Here is a 15,604-nt window from a genome sequence, read left to right on the forward strand (position 1 = left end):
CATTCTCCAATCGTGAACGTATCACTTAATATTATTCAGTTTCCAGAAAACATGCATCCCCGTAGGCTGACCCCATTCCACTCATTCAGCCGGACGGTGCCATGAACGCTATTACTCACCAGACCCACGCTTTGTCGATCAACCCTGCCAACGGCGAAACGGTCGCCAGCTACCCCTACGAAACCGCGGCGCAACTGGACGCCGCCCTCAACCGCGCCACTGACGCTTTCCGCAGCTGGCGCCGCCAGCCGGTGAGCCAACGCGCTGAGCTGCTGCTGGCCCTGGCCGGTGCATTGCGCGAACAAGCCGAAGACATGGCCCAGATGATCACCCTGGAAATGGGCAAACCCATCGCCCAGGCCCGCGCCGAAATCGAAAAATGTGCACAGCTCAGCGAGTGGTACGCCGCCCAAGGCCCAGCCATGCTCGCGCCGGAACCGACTCTGGTGGATAACGGCAGCGCGCAGATCGAATATCGCCCGCTGGGCCCGATCTTCGCCGTGATGCCATGGAACTTCCCGGTGTGGCAAGTACTGCGTGGCGCCGTGCCGACCTTGCTGGCCGGTAATACCTACGTGCTCAAACACGCACCGAATGTGATGGGCAGCGCCTACCTGATCCAGCAGGCGTTCCAGAAAGCCGGTTTTGCCGAAGGTATTTTTGAGGTGGTCAACGTGACCAACGACGGCGTGTCCCAGGCCATCGCCGACCCACGCATCGCCGCCGTCACCCTCACCGGCAGCGTGCGCGCCGGTATCGCCATCGGCTCCCAGGCCGGTGCTGCGCTGAAAAAATGCGTGCTGGAATTGGGCGGCTCCGACCCGTTTATCGTGCTTAACGACGCCGACCTGGATGCCGCCGTGCAGGCCGCCGTGATCGGGCGTTTCCAGAACAGCGGCCAGGTCTGCGCTGCTGCCAAGCGCCTGATTATCGAAGCGGGTGTGGTGGAAGCCTTCACCGCCAAATTCCTCGAAGCCAGCCGCAAACTGGTGATGGGCGACCCGACGTCGACCGACACCTACGTCGGCCCGATGGCCCGTTTCGACCTGCGCGACGAGCTGCATGACCAAGTCCAGGCCACCCTCGAAGAAGGCGCGACCCTGCTGCTCGGTGGCAATAAAGTCGCTGGCGCCGGTAACTATTACGAGCCGACCGTGCTGGCAGGCGTGACCGACCAGATGACCTCGTTCAAACAGGAACTGTTCGGCCCCGTGGCCTCGATCATCACCGCCCGCGATGCCGACCACGCGGTAGCGCTGGCCAACGACAGCGAGTTTGGTTTGACGGCGAGCATCTTCACCACCGACTCGGCAAAAGCACGGGAGATTGCCAACCAACTGGAAACCGGCGGTATCTTCGTCAATTCTTTCAGCGTATCCGACCCGCGGGTAGCGTTCGGCGGTGTGAAAAAGAGTGGGTTCGGGCGGGAATTGTCGCACTTCGGCGTGCGTGAATTCTGCAACGCGCAGACAGTGTGGCTGGATCGCAAGTAAAACAGGCAACACCCTTCAACTGTGGGAGCTGGCTTGCCTGCGATAGCGGTGCATCAGTGACAACTCCTTAGCTGACACACTGCAATCGCAGGCAAGCCAGCTCCCACCTTTGATCTGCGGTGCTTATCGATTAATCCACCGTCACGTTCCCCACTTGCTTCCTGTGTATGACCTATCGAGGCTAGTGCTTGACCGGCGCATCCCAGCAGTCCGGCTGGCGTGCGCAGACATCGTATTGGCGATCCATCAAGGCCATGCGGTTGATGTGGGCGTCCGTGGCCGCCCGGAACGACTGATTGCTGGTCGTGATATAAGCCGCGGTGCGATCACTCAGGCGTGCGCTTAACTGGCCGCGGGTATGGGCATCCAGCGCCTGGGGCGCGGTGGCCATGGTTTGAAGTGTCAGGTCGCTGAGGCGGCTCAACTCATCGCGGTAGGTGTCTACGTATTCGGCACGGGCCGCGTCATGCTGGTGGTTCAAATCGTACTGCATCGCTTCCAGGTTTTGCTTGTAGAGCGCCCAATAGCCCTCGGGCAGCACACCACCGTCTTGTTTACGCAATTTGGCAATGCGCGCGTCGTTATCCGGAGTCGGTTGGAGGACGGGCTTGTGCGACGAAATCACGACGGGGTCTTGAGCGATGATCTGGTCGATCCAGCCCACCCGTGAAGGGTTCGAGGGCAAAACCTGGCCTAACGGTTCAAGCGGCACAGGCGCAGCTGGTGGGGGTGACGACACCGACTGGGCGCAACCACCGAGCAGTAACACGGTGCACAACTGGGTCAAGGCGAGGACGTTGCGAAAAGGCATAAGTTCTCCATGAACTAAGGCAAATCGAAAGGGCGCGGAAAATAATATCATTGAGCCATCACTGCGTGTCAGCCCATCGCCCGAACTTTCGCAGGGCGGTACAACGCATCAATCCAGCATCCGGCTAAGCAGTCGGCGCCCATCTGCCGTCACCTCGACCATCGCCGACAGCATCACGCCGTCGGCACCGTCTGAGGAAAGCAGGCTCCAGAAATCTGGCGGCTGGTACCTCACACCCACGGTGCCCGCCTTGGCGATCACATACACATTGAGCACCTGCCCGGGTTGCATCAACGGGCTGTCACCCTCGACCTTGTAACCGAGCACCTGCGGCTTTTGTATGCGCGCCTGGCCCATGGCGTACCCCGCAAACTCGCGCACCGCAACGGCCTGGCCCGCGTCCAGTTCCTGTTGTATCGCCGCCCCCACATTGGCCAAGCGCTGGCCACCCTGAACGTGAGCGACCCCGTTGGCCAGCGCACGGCGCGCCGTCGCCAGCAATTGGCGCTGCGCCGGCGTTGCATTGGGCGTGGCGAACGTCCAGACCTGAGCAACATGGGCCTGGGCCGATGCCGCGATCAACTCCACTTTTACCAGCGCCGCGTCCGGGAACGGCACGTCGTTGGGCGGCGCGGCGCTCACCTGGTTATTTACCGACACCGCTACCGCTGCCGGGTAACCGCGAAAGCCGAACATCATCGGCAACCAGCCGTGTTGCGCGTACTGGTCGAGTAAAAACCCCTGCACCGCAGTGCCGGTACCGCCCTTGCGGATCAGCGGCGCGACCTGGAGCAACAGGTCACTGGCGATGGGCGCCAGTTTGGCTTCCTCGGCAAGAATGGTGGCGTCATCCAACTGGGCGATGGCGCGGGATCTGTCGCCGATCGCGTCGGTGTAGCGGGCGAGCGCAGGGTCAGCGGCGTGTGCGCTCATGCAAAACAGCAGTGGCACTATTCCCAGACGTATCAGCATGGCCTTCCTTGGGGTGGTTATGGACAGGTCCGGATTGTACCTCCACCCAGCGCCCAAGATGGACTACCATACCGCGCCGGTTCCCAAACGGGACTAATAGGGAATTCGAAGCGCGGCCCATCGCGCCAATCGAAACTGCCCCCGCAACTGTAGGTGCCGAGCCTGCTCCCCACTGCCACTGGACCACGTCCGGGAAGGCCGGAGCGAGGCGACGACGCATCAGTCAGGAGACCTGCCGGCCAAGCGTTATCACTCACCGGCGGGGTGTCCGGGAAGGACATCCGCGCCCTGCAAACCTGCAGCGTTCAAAGGTGTGTTTCCGAGCCGTACCTGCCCTGTTTTCATGTACGGTTCACACGGAGATTGCCCCATGCCGCTACGCGTTTGCGCCCTGATCACCAGCCTGGGCTTTTGTGCCCTCGCCCACGCCACGCCTGCTCACTACCCGCTGACGGTCGAAAACTGCGGCAGCAGCGTCACCTTCCAGCAAGCCCCGGCACGCAGCGTGACCATTGGCCAGGCCGCCACCGAGATGCTTTACGCCCTGGGCGTGGCGGATAAAGTCGTCGGCACCTCGCTGTGGTTCAACAGCGTATTGCCGCAGTTCAAGGCGCAGAACGACAAGATCGAGCGCCTGGCCGACAACGAGCCGAGCTTCGAAGCCGTGATCGCCAAGCGCCCGCAACTGGTGGCCGCCGAGCTGGAATGGGTGGTCGGCCCGCAAGGCGTGGTCGGCACTCGCGAACAATTCCATGAATTGAAGATTCCCACCTACGTGCTGCCCTCCGACTGCGACGGCAAGGACAACCTGGTGGGTGCCGACGGCACGCGGCTGGAGCCGTTTCGCATCGACACGATCTATAAAAGCATCAGCCAGTTGGCCGAGATCTTCGACGTGCAAGCCCATGGCCAACAGTTGAACGACGCACTCAAGGCACGCCTGGCCAAGTCGGTCGCCACTGCTCAAGGCAAAGGCCTCAAGCACGCCAGCGCACTGGTGTGGTTCTCCAGCAGCGAAATGGCCGCCGACCCGTATGTGGCCGGCCACAAGGGCATTCCCGAATTCATGCTGCAAACCCTGGGACTGCGCAACGTGGTGCAATCGGACGAAGAATGGCCTGCCGTCGGTTGGGAAACCATCGCCAAGGCCAACCCGACCTTCCTGGTGATTGCGCGCATGGACCGCCGTCGCTACCCCGCCGACGACCATGAAAAGAAACTCGCCTTCCTGCGCAGCGACCCGGTGACCCGCAACATGGACGCGGTAAAAAACAACCGCATCATCATTATTGACGCCCTGGCGTTGCAGGCAAGCCTGCGCATGTTCGACGGCCTGGAACAACTGGCCGGCGCCATCGACGGCTACGACCTGCCCAAATGACCCGTACCCTACTCGCCCTCACCGTGTTGCTGATGGCCGTACTCGCCGGCACCGCCATCGGCGAAACCGCCATCGAACCGCAGGTGGTGTTGCAGGTGCTGGCGAACAAACTGTGGGCCGCCGGTTACGTGCTCGACCCGATCGACGAAGGCGTGGTGTGGAACTACCGCCTGACACGGGCGCTGGTCGCCGCCGCCTGTGGTGCCGGGCTGGCAACTTGTGGGGTGATTTTGCAGTCGCTGCTGCGTAACCCGTTGGCCGATCCATACCTGCTGGGCATCAGCGCAGGCGCCTCGACCGGCGCAGTATTGGTGGCATTGATGGGCGTGGGCGGCGGTTTGATTTCGCTGTCGGCCGGCGCGTTCGTCGGTGCCATGGCAGCATTTGCGTTGGTGATTCTATTGGCGCGGGCCAGCGGCTCAGCCAGCGGCACCGGCCAGATCATCCTCGCCGGCATCGCCGGTTCGCAGCTGTTCAATGCCCTCACCGCGTTCCTGATCACCAAGTCCGCCAGTTCCGAGCAGGCACGCGGCATCATGTTCTGGCTGTTGGGCAACCTCAGCGGCGTGCGCTGGCCGTCGGTGTGGCTGGCAGTTCCGGTGGCGGTCGCCGGCCTGGCGGTGTGCTTGTGGCATCGGCGTGCGCTGGATGCGTTCACCTTCGGCACCGACTCGGCCGCCTCGCTGGGCATTCCGGTGCGCCGTGTGCAGTTTGTGCTGGTGGGTTGCGCGGCGCTGGTGACGGCGGTGATGGTGTCGATTGTCGGCTCCATCGGTTTTGTCGGGCTGGTGATTCCCCACGCCGTGCGCTTGCTGCTGGGCACCGGGCACTCGCGGTTGCTGCCGGCCAGTGCGCTGGGCGGCGCGCTGTTTTTGATCGCGGCGGATGTGCTCTCGCGCACCTTGATCAAGGGCCAGGTGATTCCGGTGGGCGTGGTCACAGCCTTGGTCGGCGCGCCAGTGTTTGCATTGATCCTGATTGGCCGGAGAAATGCGCGATGACCGTACTCAGTTGCACCGGCCTGGGCTTCAAGGTACGCGACGCCGAGTTGCTGCGCGATATCCACTTGGAGGTTCAGCAAGGGGAAACCCTGGGGATTGTCGGGCCGAACGGTTCGGGCAAATCCACCCTGCTCAAATTGCTCGCCGGTTTGCGTGTGCCTGCGTCCGGCGAGGTGTTGCTGGGCGGCCAGCGCCTGGGCAGCCTGTCGCGCCGTGCTATCGCACAGCAATTAGCCGTGGTGGAACAGCAGGCCGACACCGACGACGCCATCCGCGTCTTCGACGCCGTGGCCCTGGGCCGCACGCCCTGGTTATCGGCGCTGAGCCCGTGGTCTGGCGAAGACGATGCCATCGTGCGCCAGGCGTTGCATGATGTGGACGCCACTCACCTGAGCCAACGCGCCTGGCGCAGCCTTTCTGGCGGCGAGCGCCAACGCGTGCACATCGCTCGGGCGTTGGCGCAACGACCGCAGATCTTGTTGCTGGATGAGCCGACCAACCACTTGGATATCCAGCATCAATTGGCGATTTTGAAAGGCGTGCAGGCACTGCCCGTGACCACCTTGATTGCGCTGCACGACCTGAACCAGGCACTGACCTGTGACCGCTTGGCGGTGCTGGATCACGGCTGCCTGGTGGCATTGGGCAAACCGCTGGAGGTGCTGACGCCGCAGCGGCTACAGGAGACATTCGGGGTGCAGGCGCATTACCTGACGGACCCGTTTGATGGTGCGCAAATCCTGCGATTACGCCCCATTTAACGGACTGCACACCGTTAAAATGTGGGAGCTGGCTTGCCTGCGATGGCGGTGTGTCAGCGCACGCTATGTCACTGATCCGCCGCCATCGCAGGCAAGCCAGCTCCCACCTTGATTTATAGCGCCCGTTGCATATGCGTCGTTTGCCACACCGGGTCGGCTTCGACGTCGATCACCTCAAACCCCTGCCGCCGCCAAAAATCAATCGCGCCCGGCAAGAACGGATGGGTGTGCAGGTAAACCACCGCCGCCCCATCTGCCTGTGCCATTGCCTCCAATGCGCGATACAACTCCCCTGCCAAACCAAAACGGCGAAACGCCGGCAGCACAAACAGGCGCACCACCTCGACGACTTTGCGGCCCTGGTAATTCAACTGCGGGAAACGCCCGTCATACGGCAGATAGCCGACGGCAGCCACGATTTGATCTTCAACACAAGCCAGCAGAAACTGGCCGTCACCCTCAAGGTAAACGGCCTCAAATCGAGCCAGGTCATCCGGCATACCCGTGGCGCTGAGCTTGGGGAAAAGCTCGGCGCGGGCCTGCAACACAAAGGCCAGCACTTGCGGGAGGTCGGCGGCAGTGACCGTTCGAATGGTCGGGCTTTGTGTCATACAACCTCAATCTGGGTAATACCCATCACCTGCGCCTGCTTCAGAATCTCCTCTGGCGTCGCATCCACAGCAGGCAGGATCAAGCCATTCTCCGCATCACCAAAATGCAGCTGCAACAGGTGCATCGCGGCCTCGTGCACGGGCAACTCCGGCTGTTTGAGGTCGAACACGTGGCTGCGGGGCTCGGCGTTGAACAGGTAGTTCAGGGTGTATTCGCGCATGGTGAAGTCCTGATGAGGGGAGAGGAGCAACTGATTAACCTGACTTATCGATCAGCTTTTAAGTTCCCAACCCACCCGCTCAATATCATTTGCTATGCACGTAGCACAAAGCAGAGCCCTTCACGCCCGACGCATGGACGCTGACATGGCGAGTCGAAAAGCCTGGCTTCTCGACGAACTGCTTCTCTTGCCAACTCGCGTAGATGCCGTACTGATAACCGATGGCGCCATTGGCATACCACGACACGGCCATCTTATACACGCCCTTCTCATCCGGGGCCTCCCACAGCGCCTTGTCGATGATCGGCTTCGCCTGGTTGAACGTGCGCAGGTGGAACGTGCGCGGCCCGCCGTTTGGCTCGGTAGAACTGGACAGAAACAGCGTGTCGTCCTCGGCATCGTCTTCGGCAGCCGCCAGAATCACTGCCGGCACCCACTTCTCGCCCCGGTACTCTTTTTCGATGAACACCGTGCAGCTCAACGTGCCGTCACCTGGGGTCTTCATTTTGAATTGCCGCTCGTACTGCCCGTAGGGCACATCAAACGAGAAGTTGTATTCGGCGGCTTGAACACCTGCCACCAGCAAAAATGCCGATAGCCCTACGACTGCATGGGAAATGGTCACGTGTGCGTCCTTGCGGGAATCTGAAAATCAGGGTGTCAGAGGTTACGCGGGGTGTAGGTGAATGGCTAATCACTACAAGCGAGTACCGCCTGGATTTTCCCCGATATCCACCTCCGGCTGTAAGCAAGTACGCCATCCGCCATCGCCACCGGAAAATGAATAAACCCATGGGCCGACTCCGGCAACAAGTGCGCCTCAACCTGCGCGGCCGCACCCCAGCGTTCGGCCATCTGTAGCGTGTCATCCAGCAACGGGTCCAATTCCCCCACAAACATCAGTGCGTGCGGCAGCCCTGTGAAGTCGCCATACAACGGTGACAACGGCGGCTGCCGACGTTCTTCATCACTCAAGCCCGGCGTCAGCATACGCAGCGCCTCCACCATACCCGGCCCATCCAGCAACAACGTCTCGGGCCCCGCCGTGCGCACGCTCGGTGTGCCGGTCAAGTCGTATACGCCGTAGTACAACACCACACCGCGCACACGCTTGAGTAACTCAGGCCATTGCTTGAGCGCCAGCAGGGTTGCGGCCGCCAGATGCCCACCGGCAGACTCACCCACGACGAACACCGGCAAGTCGGCAAACTCATCACTGCCGAGCAGCCAGCGCGCTGCATTCAGGCAGTCCTCCATCAGCCCCTCAACCGGCGTGTGCACCGCCAGCCGATAGTCCACCGACACCACCGCCACGCCGCACGCCTGCACCATGCCCAGGTTGAGGTCGTCGTTCATCTGCGCATTGCCGATCACCCAGCCGCCACCGTGGATATCCAGCACCACGCCTTGGGTTTTCCCCTCGGGCCGCAGGATACGCACGGGCACGCCGGCCACTCGGCGGGTTTCAGCCGCAGGCGCTTTCTTGACCTTTTGACTGACTCGCAGCAACGCCTGAATCAAACGCGGCGTGACGCGGTTGCGGATTTTGAAACGCGGCAGCCACGCGAGCTTTTTATTGAACTGGCGCATCTGCGCCAACTCAGCCTTGCTCGCGGGCCAAAGTTTGTGAGCCATCAGCGATTATTACGCAGAATCGAGAAATTCAACGCCGCCGCCACACTCAGCCACGCCAGGTACGGGAACAGGATCAAGCCGGTGATCAAGTCCAGCCGCAACGCCATCACCACCAACGCCGCCACCACCAGCCACAGCAGCACGATCACCACCATCCCGGCGAAGAGGTTGTGAGCCCCAAAAAATACCGGCGTCCACAGCGTGTTCAGCGCAATCTGCGCCGCCCACAGGCCCAGGGCCAATTGGCTGCCAGGAATCATCGTCAGGCGATAGCCCGCCCAGGCGAGCAGCAGGTAGATGACCGTCCAGGCCACCGGAAACAGCCAATTGGGTGGAGTGAAGCTGGGTTTGACCAGGGTTTCGTACCACTGGCCGGGCTTGAAAATGATGCCGGTACTGGCGGCCGCGCCGCAGGCGATGAGGAAAATCAGGAAGATCATGGGCTGTCCACTCTCAGGGTTCATTTGAAGATAGGACGTACGGGCAACCGGTAAAAGTTCACAAATCATCCGGCGAAACGATCTTGAGCCACGGCCAGCGCGCCTGATAACTCCTGGCCTTGGCGGCGAACAACTCAGGCTCGCGGTGCAGCGGGTTAATGCGCAACACGCCCTGCTCCACATCCGCCAACCCATAGGGCGCATACACTTCGCCGGTGTCGATCTCCAGCCCGATGCAGGTGCCGGCCACCAGGTAACGGTCCACGCCCTGTTTAGCCGAGTGCAGCTGTGGGTAAGGCCGACCAAAGCGCTCGCCGTACCAAAGGTGCACCCGCGCCTGGTTCTTGACCTCGACGTTAACGCCCAAATCCTCAAACAACCGCGCGGCGGCGCGGATCACTTTGTCCTCCGCTTCGTAGGACAGGTCCGTGTCGAAGTAAAAGACGTCGTAGTCCTTTACGTTATGAGCCGCAGGCAAGTTTGACTGATGGTTCCAAACGGCCTGGAACAGGCAGCCCGCCGTGAGCATGCACTGCGCCACACCGAGGTCGGGCAGGCGTGCGGTGATTTCGGCGTTGATGGGGTTGGCCATGGCCAGGTCGAGCAGGGTGTTGACGGTCAATGTCATGTTTAATCCTTGTGTGTTCAGGGTGGCTCAAGTCACCGAACCTACACGACGGCGGGGAGGGTTTCGTGACAGCAATGTTTCTATACACTTTGCCCGCCCGCCACCAATCGTCAAGGATAAAACGATGCGAATCAGAGAAATGGCCCTCATCACCGCCGCCGCTTTGCTGCTCACCGCCTGCAGCGACAGCCCGTCGGACGCCGACATACAAGCCGCGCTGCAACCCAGGCTGGAAGGCCCGTCCTGCGTGAAGGCGGCGATGTTCAACCGCTTCCCGGTGACCTTGAGCGACAGCGTCATGAGCGGCACCTCCAGCGCCAACCAGCCGGCCTTCGATGCGCTGACCGACGCCGGCATGCTGGCCAAAAGCGCCAACACCTACAGCCTCACCGACAACGGCCGCGCCGCCTACGTGCAGCAAGAGTCCGGTTTTTGCTACGCCCAGGGCTATGAAATCGCCAAGATCCAGAACATCGCCGCCAACCCCAACCCGATGGGCGCCGCCGTGGATAAATCCTGGGTGGTAACCGTGGACATCCGCCAGAAAACCATCGCCGACTGGGCCAACACCCCGGCGATTGAAAAACTGGCCCGTAACCCGGAAAACCTCTCCGAAGTGCCCAAGACCTACACCGTGGTGGTGGGCCGCTTGAAGGGTGAGCAAACGCTGAAGCTGATCGACCCACGGTTTTCGATCATGCGTGGGGTTGGGGTGAACCAGGCCTACTGACCAGCACCGTTCACCTGTGGCGAGGGAGCTTGCTCCCGCTGGGCTGCGCAGCGGCCCCAAAAATAGTGAGAGCGCCTCGCACTGGAGTAGCAGCCCGGTCCAGTGGGAGCAAGTTCCCTCGCCACAGAGAATGTAATGCCCTGCACCACCTTGCTCCATTGCCTACGCGTGCGTCAGAATCCGCCGGCTTGTGCGCTGAGGTGGCCGTCTCTAAGGTGGCTCGGTCGCTGAATGTTCAGTGATCGGGTTTAGTAGCCTGAGTTGGGTATCGAAAAGTGCATGAGCTTCATCAATCAGACATTGCGTCTGTGCTTGATGGTGGCTGTGCGTAGGGCGTCCTCGGGCGCGCCGGCTTTGATATCCACCGGTCTACTAACCTGCGCACAGCTGCCACCTTTTCGTTTAGTAGCGAAAAGATGGCGGCCAAAACCAGGATATCGTTATGACTCAAGCAAAAACTGACTCAACCACCCTCTTCACCGTCGTCCCCGACGTCAACACCGAAACCCTCATCACCAACAGCTACGAAACCTTCACCAGCGTCAGCACACTGCTGCTCGACCTGTCCGAAGACCTGTGCGGCAAACACCGCGACATCGCCCTGGCCATCCACCAACTGAGCGAACTGGGCGTGCTGCTCACAGCCAAATTGCTCGACCGTGAAGCGCCTTGCCCTGGCTGATAAACAGCCCAAGGCAGCGCCGCAGAAGGCGCTGCCTTCAATTAACCCCAGGGAACGAATCAACGTACTGAATGGTGAAGTCAGGAAAGGAGTCAACAATCTGGATCTTGTAGTCAGGGAAGCTCTCGACTGTTTTCCACTTGCCGGCCGAGTCGGGAAAACTGCTCACCTGTTTTACCTTAAGGTCAGGGAAACTGTTTACTACCTTGACCTTATAGTCCGGGAAGCTACTGACGAACTTGATATTGCCGTAAATCTTCGACACATCAACAGTCGTATCAGCTTGAGCGCCGAAGGCACACGCCAGCAGCAGCGACGCGAGAGCAACTTTGAACATGACAGCCTCATCCTGAGCAATAAAAGGCGTCCAGTCTAACGCCCTGCGCGCGCAGCGTCCTGCATTGCCAGGCTCTTAACCCTTCAACTCACCCGCGCGGTTACTCGCCGCATCGTCATAAGCCACATACAAGGATTCGGCGATCTGGCTTTTAATGGCTTTGGCGGATTCCAACCCCAGCACAAACCCTTCGGCCTTGCCGCCAGCGCGGTTGAGTTCTTCGTGGGTGGAGGCGCCGGTGATGGCGTCAAGGAGCTTGGTGGCGTGAGGGCCGACGCCTTTTGGGAGGGAGATTTGGTCGATGGACATGGCGATACCTTGAGAAAAAATGATCGGGAGCGCATGGACCACTGCCGGGGGATGCCATGGTAGACCGGTTAGCGGTGAAAGGGGCTGGTTTCTGCCAGAAGCAGTCATTCGCGGCCATGTTCAGACCACTTTGCAAGTCAACCACGCCCCCCAGAAAAGGCTGCTGAAGAAACGGGTAGCGTCTCCAAATCCGGCGTCATGCAAGAGTTTCTGAACCGCCGCCTCGGAATGTGGAGGATCAGCGCCTTGAAGGATTTTCCCAAGCTTGACCTTCACTTCATCCGCGCTGGCCCCATGCTGCCGCCACCGCTGCCCCCAGGCCGCAAGCAGTAGCGGCTGGCTGGCGTAAGCGTATTGATTCCCCGCGACAATCAGCGGCGCACCGGGTTTTATATGAGCCCGAATGGATCGTAAAATTTGTCGCTTGGCGTCATCTCCATCGAGATGATGGAGTACACCGATCAAGGTCGCTGCGTCGTATGACTCGTCTGCTGCCAGGTCTTCAACTTGCCCAAGATGCATGGCCGTTCTTTCAAGCAAGTTGTTTGCCTCCAACTGCTGCTTCGCTGCCTCCAACATCGGCTCGGATGGATCAACGGCCGAGAAGCGCCAACTCGGTTCAAGCTTGGCCATCGCAATAATCTCCTGCGCCGTACCGCCAGCGCCAACGACCAGTATTTTTGCCGAACTTGCATTGCCCAGGCTTGCCGCCAGCATGCATGCAGCCAAGTCTTGGCAGGCGTCATATCCAGCTAGCGCAATACGGCTCTGTCGTGCGTACTCATTAGCTCGTGAGGTATCAAATTTTTCAGCTGAGTCGAGAGGGGATGATTTCAATGCGGTTCTCCATGTCCTGAAATCAAGCTACGCCAGACACAGCAATAATAAAAATTCATTAAGTTTATGTAGCGTATTCCTACAAGGAATGCACAGCTCAAAAATTGCTGTTACTTGAGCTGATTCAGCCTCTTGTCGACAGTCACCTTTGGGTCGATTGCTGCCGTCGTTAGGGACCCAAACGAGTCTCGTCATCCATCCTGTAGAGCTGCACCGGCCAGCCACGTCAGAAACGCGCTCACATGTACCTGCCGCTCCCGCCCCGGCACGCACACCGCAATGTAACGCGGACCCGGAAGGCTTACTTCTGGTCTATAAGCCACTAATTCTCCCTGCCTGAGGCTGTCGGCTACCAGTACATTGCTTGCCAGCACCAGCCCATGACCCGCGATTGCAGCACTCAAAGCAAAATGCTCATCGTCGAACTCACGCATCTGCGCGGTTTCAAGCCAGGCAGGGCATTCTGCGGCCGCGCACCAGCTCTCCCAGTCTATTGAGAATGCTCCTGGAATTTTCCAGCGCAGGTTGATCAATTCGATCTGATTTACGTTCAGCGAGGCCACCAGACCGGGGGCGCCGTACACCGAGAACTGCTCGTTCATTAGCGCCTGACAGAACAACTTCGGGTCATCGCGGCTGACCGAACGAATAGCAAGATCAACACTGGAGTCACGCAGCAGATCGACGAGTTCGTTGCGTGTATCAACCCGCACATTGAAGTGCGCAAAGCTGCGATAGAAACCACCCAGCCGTGGAATCAGCCAGGCTGCGGCCAAGCCCGGCGTAGTGGAAATGGTCAGGGTTTGGGGAACAGTGTTCGGGTAGAAGGCCTCCAGGCTGCTGCGAATGTCTAATAATGCGCAATGAGCCTGGCGATATAGCAACTCGCCCTCTTCGGTCAATGCCACACCTTGTCCAGACCGTTTGAACAGCAACGCCGCGAGGTGGGTTTCCAATGTCTTGACCTGGTGGGAAATGGCCGCGGGGGTAACAGAGAGCTCCTCTGCCGCCGCTTTAAAGCTACCCAGTCGCGCAGCGGCCTCGAAGGTGCGCAACGCGTTAAGCGGAAGAGTCGAAAACACGCATCGTTCCCTGGATGAATTGAATTAATGAGTCTTCAATTTATCTCATTTTTCCTGGTGTGTACGCAGCGATACCGTCGCGGGTATTCGATCTACTCAACCTTCGGAAAACACCATGCAAGGACCTTCGCGAAAAATTCTTCAAGCCATCCTCTATGAATCAATCGCTATTGCGGTGCTGTCGCCCAGCATCTCGTTGATATACGACGAAGGTTTGGCCCATGCAGGTGCACTGTCGTTGATGTTGTCTGTATGCGCGCTGCTGTGGAACGTGCTGTTCAACTATGTTTTTGAACGCTGGGAAGCGCATCAGCAGCAGCGTGCTCGCACGTTGGGCAGGCGCTTGCTCCACTCACTGGGTTTTGAGGGTGGGCTGGTTCTGCTGTTGGTGCCACTGGTGGCATGGTGGCTGGAGATTTCTTGGTGGGCTGCACTGGTCACCGATCTGGGGCTTTTCGTTTTCTTCTTTTTTTACGCGCTGGCGTTTCAGTGGGTCTTCGACAGGGTGTTTGATGTACCAAATTCCGCGAAGGGGGAGTTATCGGTTAACCCATAATCCGCCCAAAATCCCGATTAGCCTGCCTGTAGCAACACTAGGATATGTACGTGAAAAATACCACCAAAGCGATTGAGAACTACATCTTCGGGAAGGACGGAAATCGGCCCGACTTGTTACGGAATGCTTTCAGTCTAGACGCAACTCTTAACGTGTCAGTGCAGACGAGTAGTATCCGATTTCCTCCCAACGTCCAAGGACGAGAAAATATTGCTGAAGTACTGGTACGCGGCTTTAGCCTGCAATATGAGAACATTTATACATTCTGCCTCGGTGCCCCTCCAAAGCCCGTAGCAAATGTTCATAGGTGCAAATGGTTGGTTGGCATGTCAACAAAAGCGACTGGAGAGTTACGCGTAGGTTGCGGGGAATATCACTGGGTGTTTTCACCGCAAAGCGGCCTGGCCATTCAACTCTCCATTGTTATCGAACACATGTTGGAGTGCCCTCCCCAACATATGCGCAAAATAATGGATTGGCTTCAAGGTCGCCGCTATCCATGGTGTGAATCTACCGACATGCTGGGTTCGGCACCGCCGCTCAGTTGCCTCCAGCCCGTTCTTGTCTACATTGCTGCATCGCCGAAAAAGGGGATGGATTTATTTACCTGAATATAAATCCGCCCCTTTTTTTAATATATCACTCAAACGAGCGAAAATAGGGATCCCTCAGGGTCTGACCCTATTTTCCACGATGGCAGCGATGAGCCCGTTCATGACGCCATCGCAGAACTCGTAAGTCAAAGCCCCTGCCAAGTAGCCTTCAGCAACCGCTATGGATAGCTCGTTCAGCAGATTGCGGGGGGCCACGCCGAATTCCTCGCAGGCGGCAGCAAGATCATTCAACGTTAAACCGTAGGCTTCGGCTTCAACCAAAAGCTTATTGCGTTGGTTCTTTGGCAACCTCCCGTCCACGGTTCCCTTCCAAGTTGCGGATGTCGTCCCCGAGTCACTCATAATACTTCCCAGCCAGCAAAATGGCCGCACAGCGATGCCAAACATTGGGTATCGACCTATCCTCTTGGGCAAGTCGGGAACTGGCGTCTGCCCACGAAGCTGCCGCATCGAAAAACGCGTCAACGGACACATTTTCCCAGCCTAGAGCACTTGGCCCATAG

Annotated in this window: 21 protein-coding genes and 1 riboswitch; of the genes, 8 read left to right on the forward strand and 13 right to left on the reverse strand. The window is 59.3% G+C overall.

Annotated features, from left to right (window positions below):
* Positions 1–101 precede the first annotated feature (101 nt).
* Positions 102–1,493, forward strand: a complete 1,392-nt coding sequence (locus PSH96_RS19110) for an aldehyde dehydrogenase family protein (RefSeq protein WP_305454322.1) — start codon at positions 102–104, stop codon at positions 1,491–1,493.
* Between the two features lie 181 nt (positions 1,494–1,674).
* Here PSH96_RS19110 and PSH96_RS19115 read toward each other — a convergent pair whose 3' ends face one another.
* A complete protein-coding gene (locus PSH96_RS19115; RefSeq protein WP_305454324.1) occupies positions 1,675–2,304 on the reverse strand; it encodes a hypothetical protein in 630 nt (209 codons plus the stop codon).
* Positions 2,305–2,412: 108 nt separating this feature from the next.
* Positions 2,413–3,276 (reverse strand): M24 family metallopeptidase, encoded by an 864-nt coding sequence (locus PSH96_RS19120; protein WP_305454325.1) that lies wholly within the window; start codon positions 3,274–3,276, stop codon positions 2,413–2,415.
* Between the two features lie 60 nt (positions 3,277–3,336).
* Positions 3,337–3,531: riboswitch (cobalamin riboswitch) on the forward strand.
* Positions 3,532–3,646: 115 nt separating this feature from the next.
* Between PSH96_RS19120 and PSH96_RS19125 the strand changes: the two genes are divergently transcribed.
* Genes PSH96_RS19125 through PSH96_RS19135 form a run of 3 tightly spaced genes read left to right on the forward strand, consistent with a single transcriptional unit; the run spans position 3,647 to position 6,419 of the window.
* Positions 3,647–4,657, forward strand: a complete 1,011-nt coding sequence (locus PSH96_RS19125) for an ABC transporter substrate-binding protein (RefSeq protein WP_305454327.1) — start codon at positions 3,647–3,649, stop codon at positions 4,655–4,657.
* Positions 4,654–5,658, forward strand: a complete 1,005-nt coding sequence (locus PSH96_RS19130; RefSeq protein ID WP_305454329.1) for an iron ABC transporter permease — start codon at positions 4,654–4,656, stop codon at positions 5,656–5,658. Before PSH96_RS19125 ends, PSH96_RS19130 begins: the two co-directional genes overlap by 4 nt.
* Entirely contained in the window at positions 5,655–6,419 is a 765-nt protein-coding gene (locus PSH96_RS19135; RefSeq protein ID WP_305454330.1) for an ABC transporter ATP-binding protein, read from the forward strand. Before PSH96_RS19130 ends, PSH96_RS19135 begins: the two co-directional genes overlap by 4 nt.
* Before the next feature lie 113 nt (positions 6,420–6,532).
* Here the strand turns inward: PSH96_RS19135 and PSH96_RS19140 are convergent, their stop codons facing one another.
* From PSH96_RS19140 to PSH96_RS19165, 6 genes are all read right to left on the reverse strand, one after another.
* Entirely contained in the window at positions 6,533–7,030 is a 498-nt protein-coding gene (locus tag PSH96_RS19140) for a GNAT family N-acetyltransferase (protein WP_305454332.1), read from the reverse strand.
* Positions 7,027–7,251, reverse strand: coding sequence for a hypothetical protein (locus PSH96_RS19145; RefSeq protein ID WP_305454333.1), 225 nt, complete (start codon positions 7,249–7,251; stop codon positions 7,027–7,029). Before PSH96_RS19145 ends, PSH96_RS19140 begins: the two co-directional genes overlap by 4 nt.
* Positions 7,252–7,336: 85 nt before the next feature.
* A complete protein-coding gene (locus PSH96_RS19150) occupies positions 7,337–7,876 on the reverse strand; it encodes a hypothetical protein (protein WP_305454335.1) in 540 nt (179 codons plus the stop codon).
* 65 nt (positions 7,877–7,941) lie between these two features.
* On the reverse strand, positions 7,942–8,886 hold the full coding sequence (locus PSH96_RS19155; protein ID WP_305454336.1) for an alpha/beta hydrolase: 945 nt from the start codon (positions 8,884–8,886) through the stop codon (positions 7,942–7,944).
* On the reverse strand, positions 8,886–9,326 hold the full coding sequence (locus PSH96_RS19160; RefSeq protein WP_058422481.1) for a TspO/MBR family protein: 441 nt from the start codon (positions 9,324–9,326) through the stop codon (positions 8,886–8,888). Before PSH96_RS19160 ends, PSH96_RS19155 begins: the two co-directional genes overlap by 1 nt.
* A gap of 58 nt (positions 9,327–9,384) precedes the next feature.
* Entirely contained in the window at positions 9,385–9,954 is a 570-nt protein-coding gene (locus tag PSH96_RS19165; RefSeq protein ID WP_305454338.1) for a nucleotidyltransferase family protein, read from the reverse strand.
* A gap of 124 nt (positions 9,955–10,078) precedes the next feature.
* On the opposite strand from PSH96_RS19165, the gene PSH96_RS19170 reads away from it, so the two are divergent.
* Positions 10,079–10,684, forward strand: a complete 606-nt coding sequence (locus PSH96_RS19170) for a hypothetical protein (protein ID WP_305454339.1) — start codon at positions 10,079–10,081, stop codon at positions 10,682–10,684.
* A 442-nt stretch (positions 10,685–11,126) separates the two neighbouring features.
* Complete coding sequence (locus PSH96_RS19175) at positions 11,127–11,366, forward strand: DUF6124 family protein (protein WP_305454340.1); 240 nt, start codon at positions 11,127–11,129, stop codon at positions 11,364–11,366.
* A gap of 37 nt (positions 11,367–11,403) precedes the next feature.
* On the opposite strand, the gene PSH96_RS19180 is transcribed toward PSH96_RS19175, so the two are convergent.
* The 4 genes from PSH96_RS19180 to PSH96_RS19195 form a co-directional block, all read right to left on the reverse strand.
* Positions 11,404–11,703, reverse strand: a complete 300-nt coding sequence (locus PSH96_RS19180) for a hypothetical protein (RefSeq protein WP_017136894.1) — start codon at positions 11,701–11,703, stop codon at positions 11,404–11,406.
* 75 nt (positions 11,704–11,778) lie between these two features.
* Complete coding sequence (locus PSH96_RS19185; RefSeq protein ID WP_058422485.1) at positions 11,779–12,012, reverse strand: hypothetical protein; 234 nt, start codon at positions 12,010–12,012, stop codon at positions 11,779–11,781.
* 120 nt (positions 12,013–12,132) lie between these two features.
* Positions 12,133–12,849 carry a class I SAM-dependent methyltransferase gene (locus PSH96_RS19190; RefSeq protein ID WP_305454341.1) on the reverse strand — a complete coding sequence of 239 codons (717 nt, stop codon included), beginning with the start codon at positions 12,847–12,849 and terminating at the stop codon, positions 12,133–12,135.
* 191 nt (positions 12,850–13,040) lie between these two features.
* The gene (locus tag PSH96_RS19195; protein WP_305454342.1) at positions 13,041–13,931 is read right to left on the reverse strand and encodes a LysR substrate-binding domain-containing protein; all 891 of its coding nucleotides are present in this window, start codon (positions 13,929–13,931) and stop codon (positions 13,041–13,043) included.
* 115 nt (positions 13,932–14,046) lie between these two features.
* Here PSH96_RS19195 and PSH96_RS19200 point away from each other — a divergent pair, with 115 nt between their 5' ends.
* Entirely contained in the window at positions 14,047–14,487 is a 441-nt protein-coding gene (locus PSH96_RS19200; protein ID WP_305454343.1) for a PACE efflux transporter, read from the forward strand.
* Positions 14,488–14,537: 50 nt separating this feature from the next.
* Positions 14,538–15,098, forward strand: a complete 561-nt coding sequence (locus PSH96_RS19205; RefSeq protein WP_305454344.1) for a hypothetical protein — start codon at positions 14,538–14,540, stop codon at positions 15,096–15,098.
* 57 nt (positions 15,099–15,155) lie between these two features.
* Here PSH96_RS19205 and PSH96_RS19210 read toward each other — a convergent pair whose 3' ends face one another.
* Positions 15,156–15,389, reverse strand: coding sequence for a hypothetical protein (locus tag PSH96_RS19210; RefSeq protein ID WP_305454345.1), 234 nt, complete (start codon positions 15,387–15,389; stop codon positions 15,156–15,158).
* Between the last annotated feature and the right edge of the window lie 215 nt (positions 15,390–15,604).

Source organism: Pseudomonas sp. FP2338, assembly GCF_030687515.1.
GTDB lineage: Bacteria > Pseudomonadota > Gammaproteobacteria > Pseudomonadales > Pseudomonadaceae > Aquipseudomonas > Aquipseudomonas salomonii.

Coding starts and splice junctions, on each gene's coding strand:
- PSH96_RS19200 (WP_305454343.1), top strand. CDS start 14,047: ATGCAAGGACCTTCGCGAAAAATTCTTCAAGCCATCCTCTATGAATCA.
- PSH96_RS19175 (WP_305454340.1), top strand. CDS start 11,127: ATGACTCAAGCAAAAACTGACTCAACCACCCTCTTCACCGTCGTCCCC.
- PSH96_RS19180 (WP_017136894.1), bottom strand. CDS start 11,703: ATGTTCAAAGTTGCTCTCGCGTCGCTGCTGCTGGCGTGTGCCTTCGGC.
- PSH96_RS19115 (WP_305454324.1), bottom strand. CDS start 2,304: ATGCCTTTTCGCAACGTCCTCGCCTTGACCCAGTTGTGCACCGTGTTA.
- PSH96_RS19140 (WP_305454332.1), bottom strand. CDS start 7,030: ATGACACAAAGCCCGACCATTCGAACGGTCACTGCCGCCGACCTCCCG.
- PSH96_RS19145 (WP_305454333.1), bottom strand. CDS start 7,251: ATGCGCGAATACACCCTGAACTACCTGTTCAACGCCGAGCCCCGCAGC.
- PSH96_RS19130 (WP_305454329.1), top strand. CDS start 4,654: ATGACCCGTACCCTACTCGCCCTCACCGTGTTGCTGATGGCCGTACTC.
- PSH96_RS19170 (WP_305454339.1), top strand. CDS start 10,079: ATGCGAATCAGAGAAATGGCCCTCATCACCGCCGCCGCTTTGCTGCTC.
- PSH96_RS19110 (WP_305454322.1), top strand. CDS start 102: ATGAACGCTATTACTCACCAGACCCACGCTTTGTCGATCAACCCTGCC.
- PSH96_RS19185 (WP_058422485.1), bottom strand. CDS start 12,012: ATGTCCATCGACCAAATCTCCCTCCCAAAAGGCGTCGGCCCTCACGCC.
- PSH96_RS19165 (WP_305454338.1), bottom strand. CDS start 9,954: ATGACATTGACCGTCAACACCCTGCTCGACCTGGCCATGGCCAACCCC.
- PSH96_RS19125 (WP_305454327.1), top strand. CDS start 3,647: ATGCCGCTACGCGTTTGCGCCCTGATCACCAGCCTGGGCTTTTGTGCC.
- PSH96_RS19160 (WP_058422481.1), bottom strand. CDS start 9,326: ATGATCTTCCTGATTTTCCTCATCGCCTGCGGCGCGGCCGCCAGTACC.
- PSH96_RS19120 (WP_305454325.1), bottom strand. CDS start 3,276: ATGCTGATACGTCTGGGAATAGTGCCACTGCTGTTTTGCATGAGCGCA.
- PSH96_RS19135 (WP_305454330.1), top strand. CDS start 5,655: ATGACCGTACTCAGTTGCACCGGCCTGGGCTTCAAGGTACGCGACGCC.
- PSH96_RS19155 (WP_305454336.1), bottom strand. CDS start 8,886: ATGGCTCACAAACTTTGGCCCGCGAGCAAGGCTGAGTTGGCGCAGATG.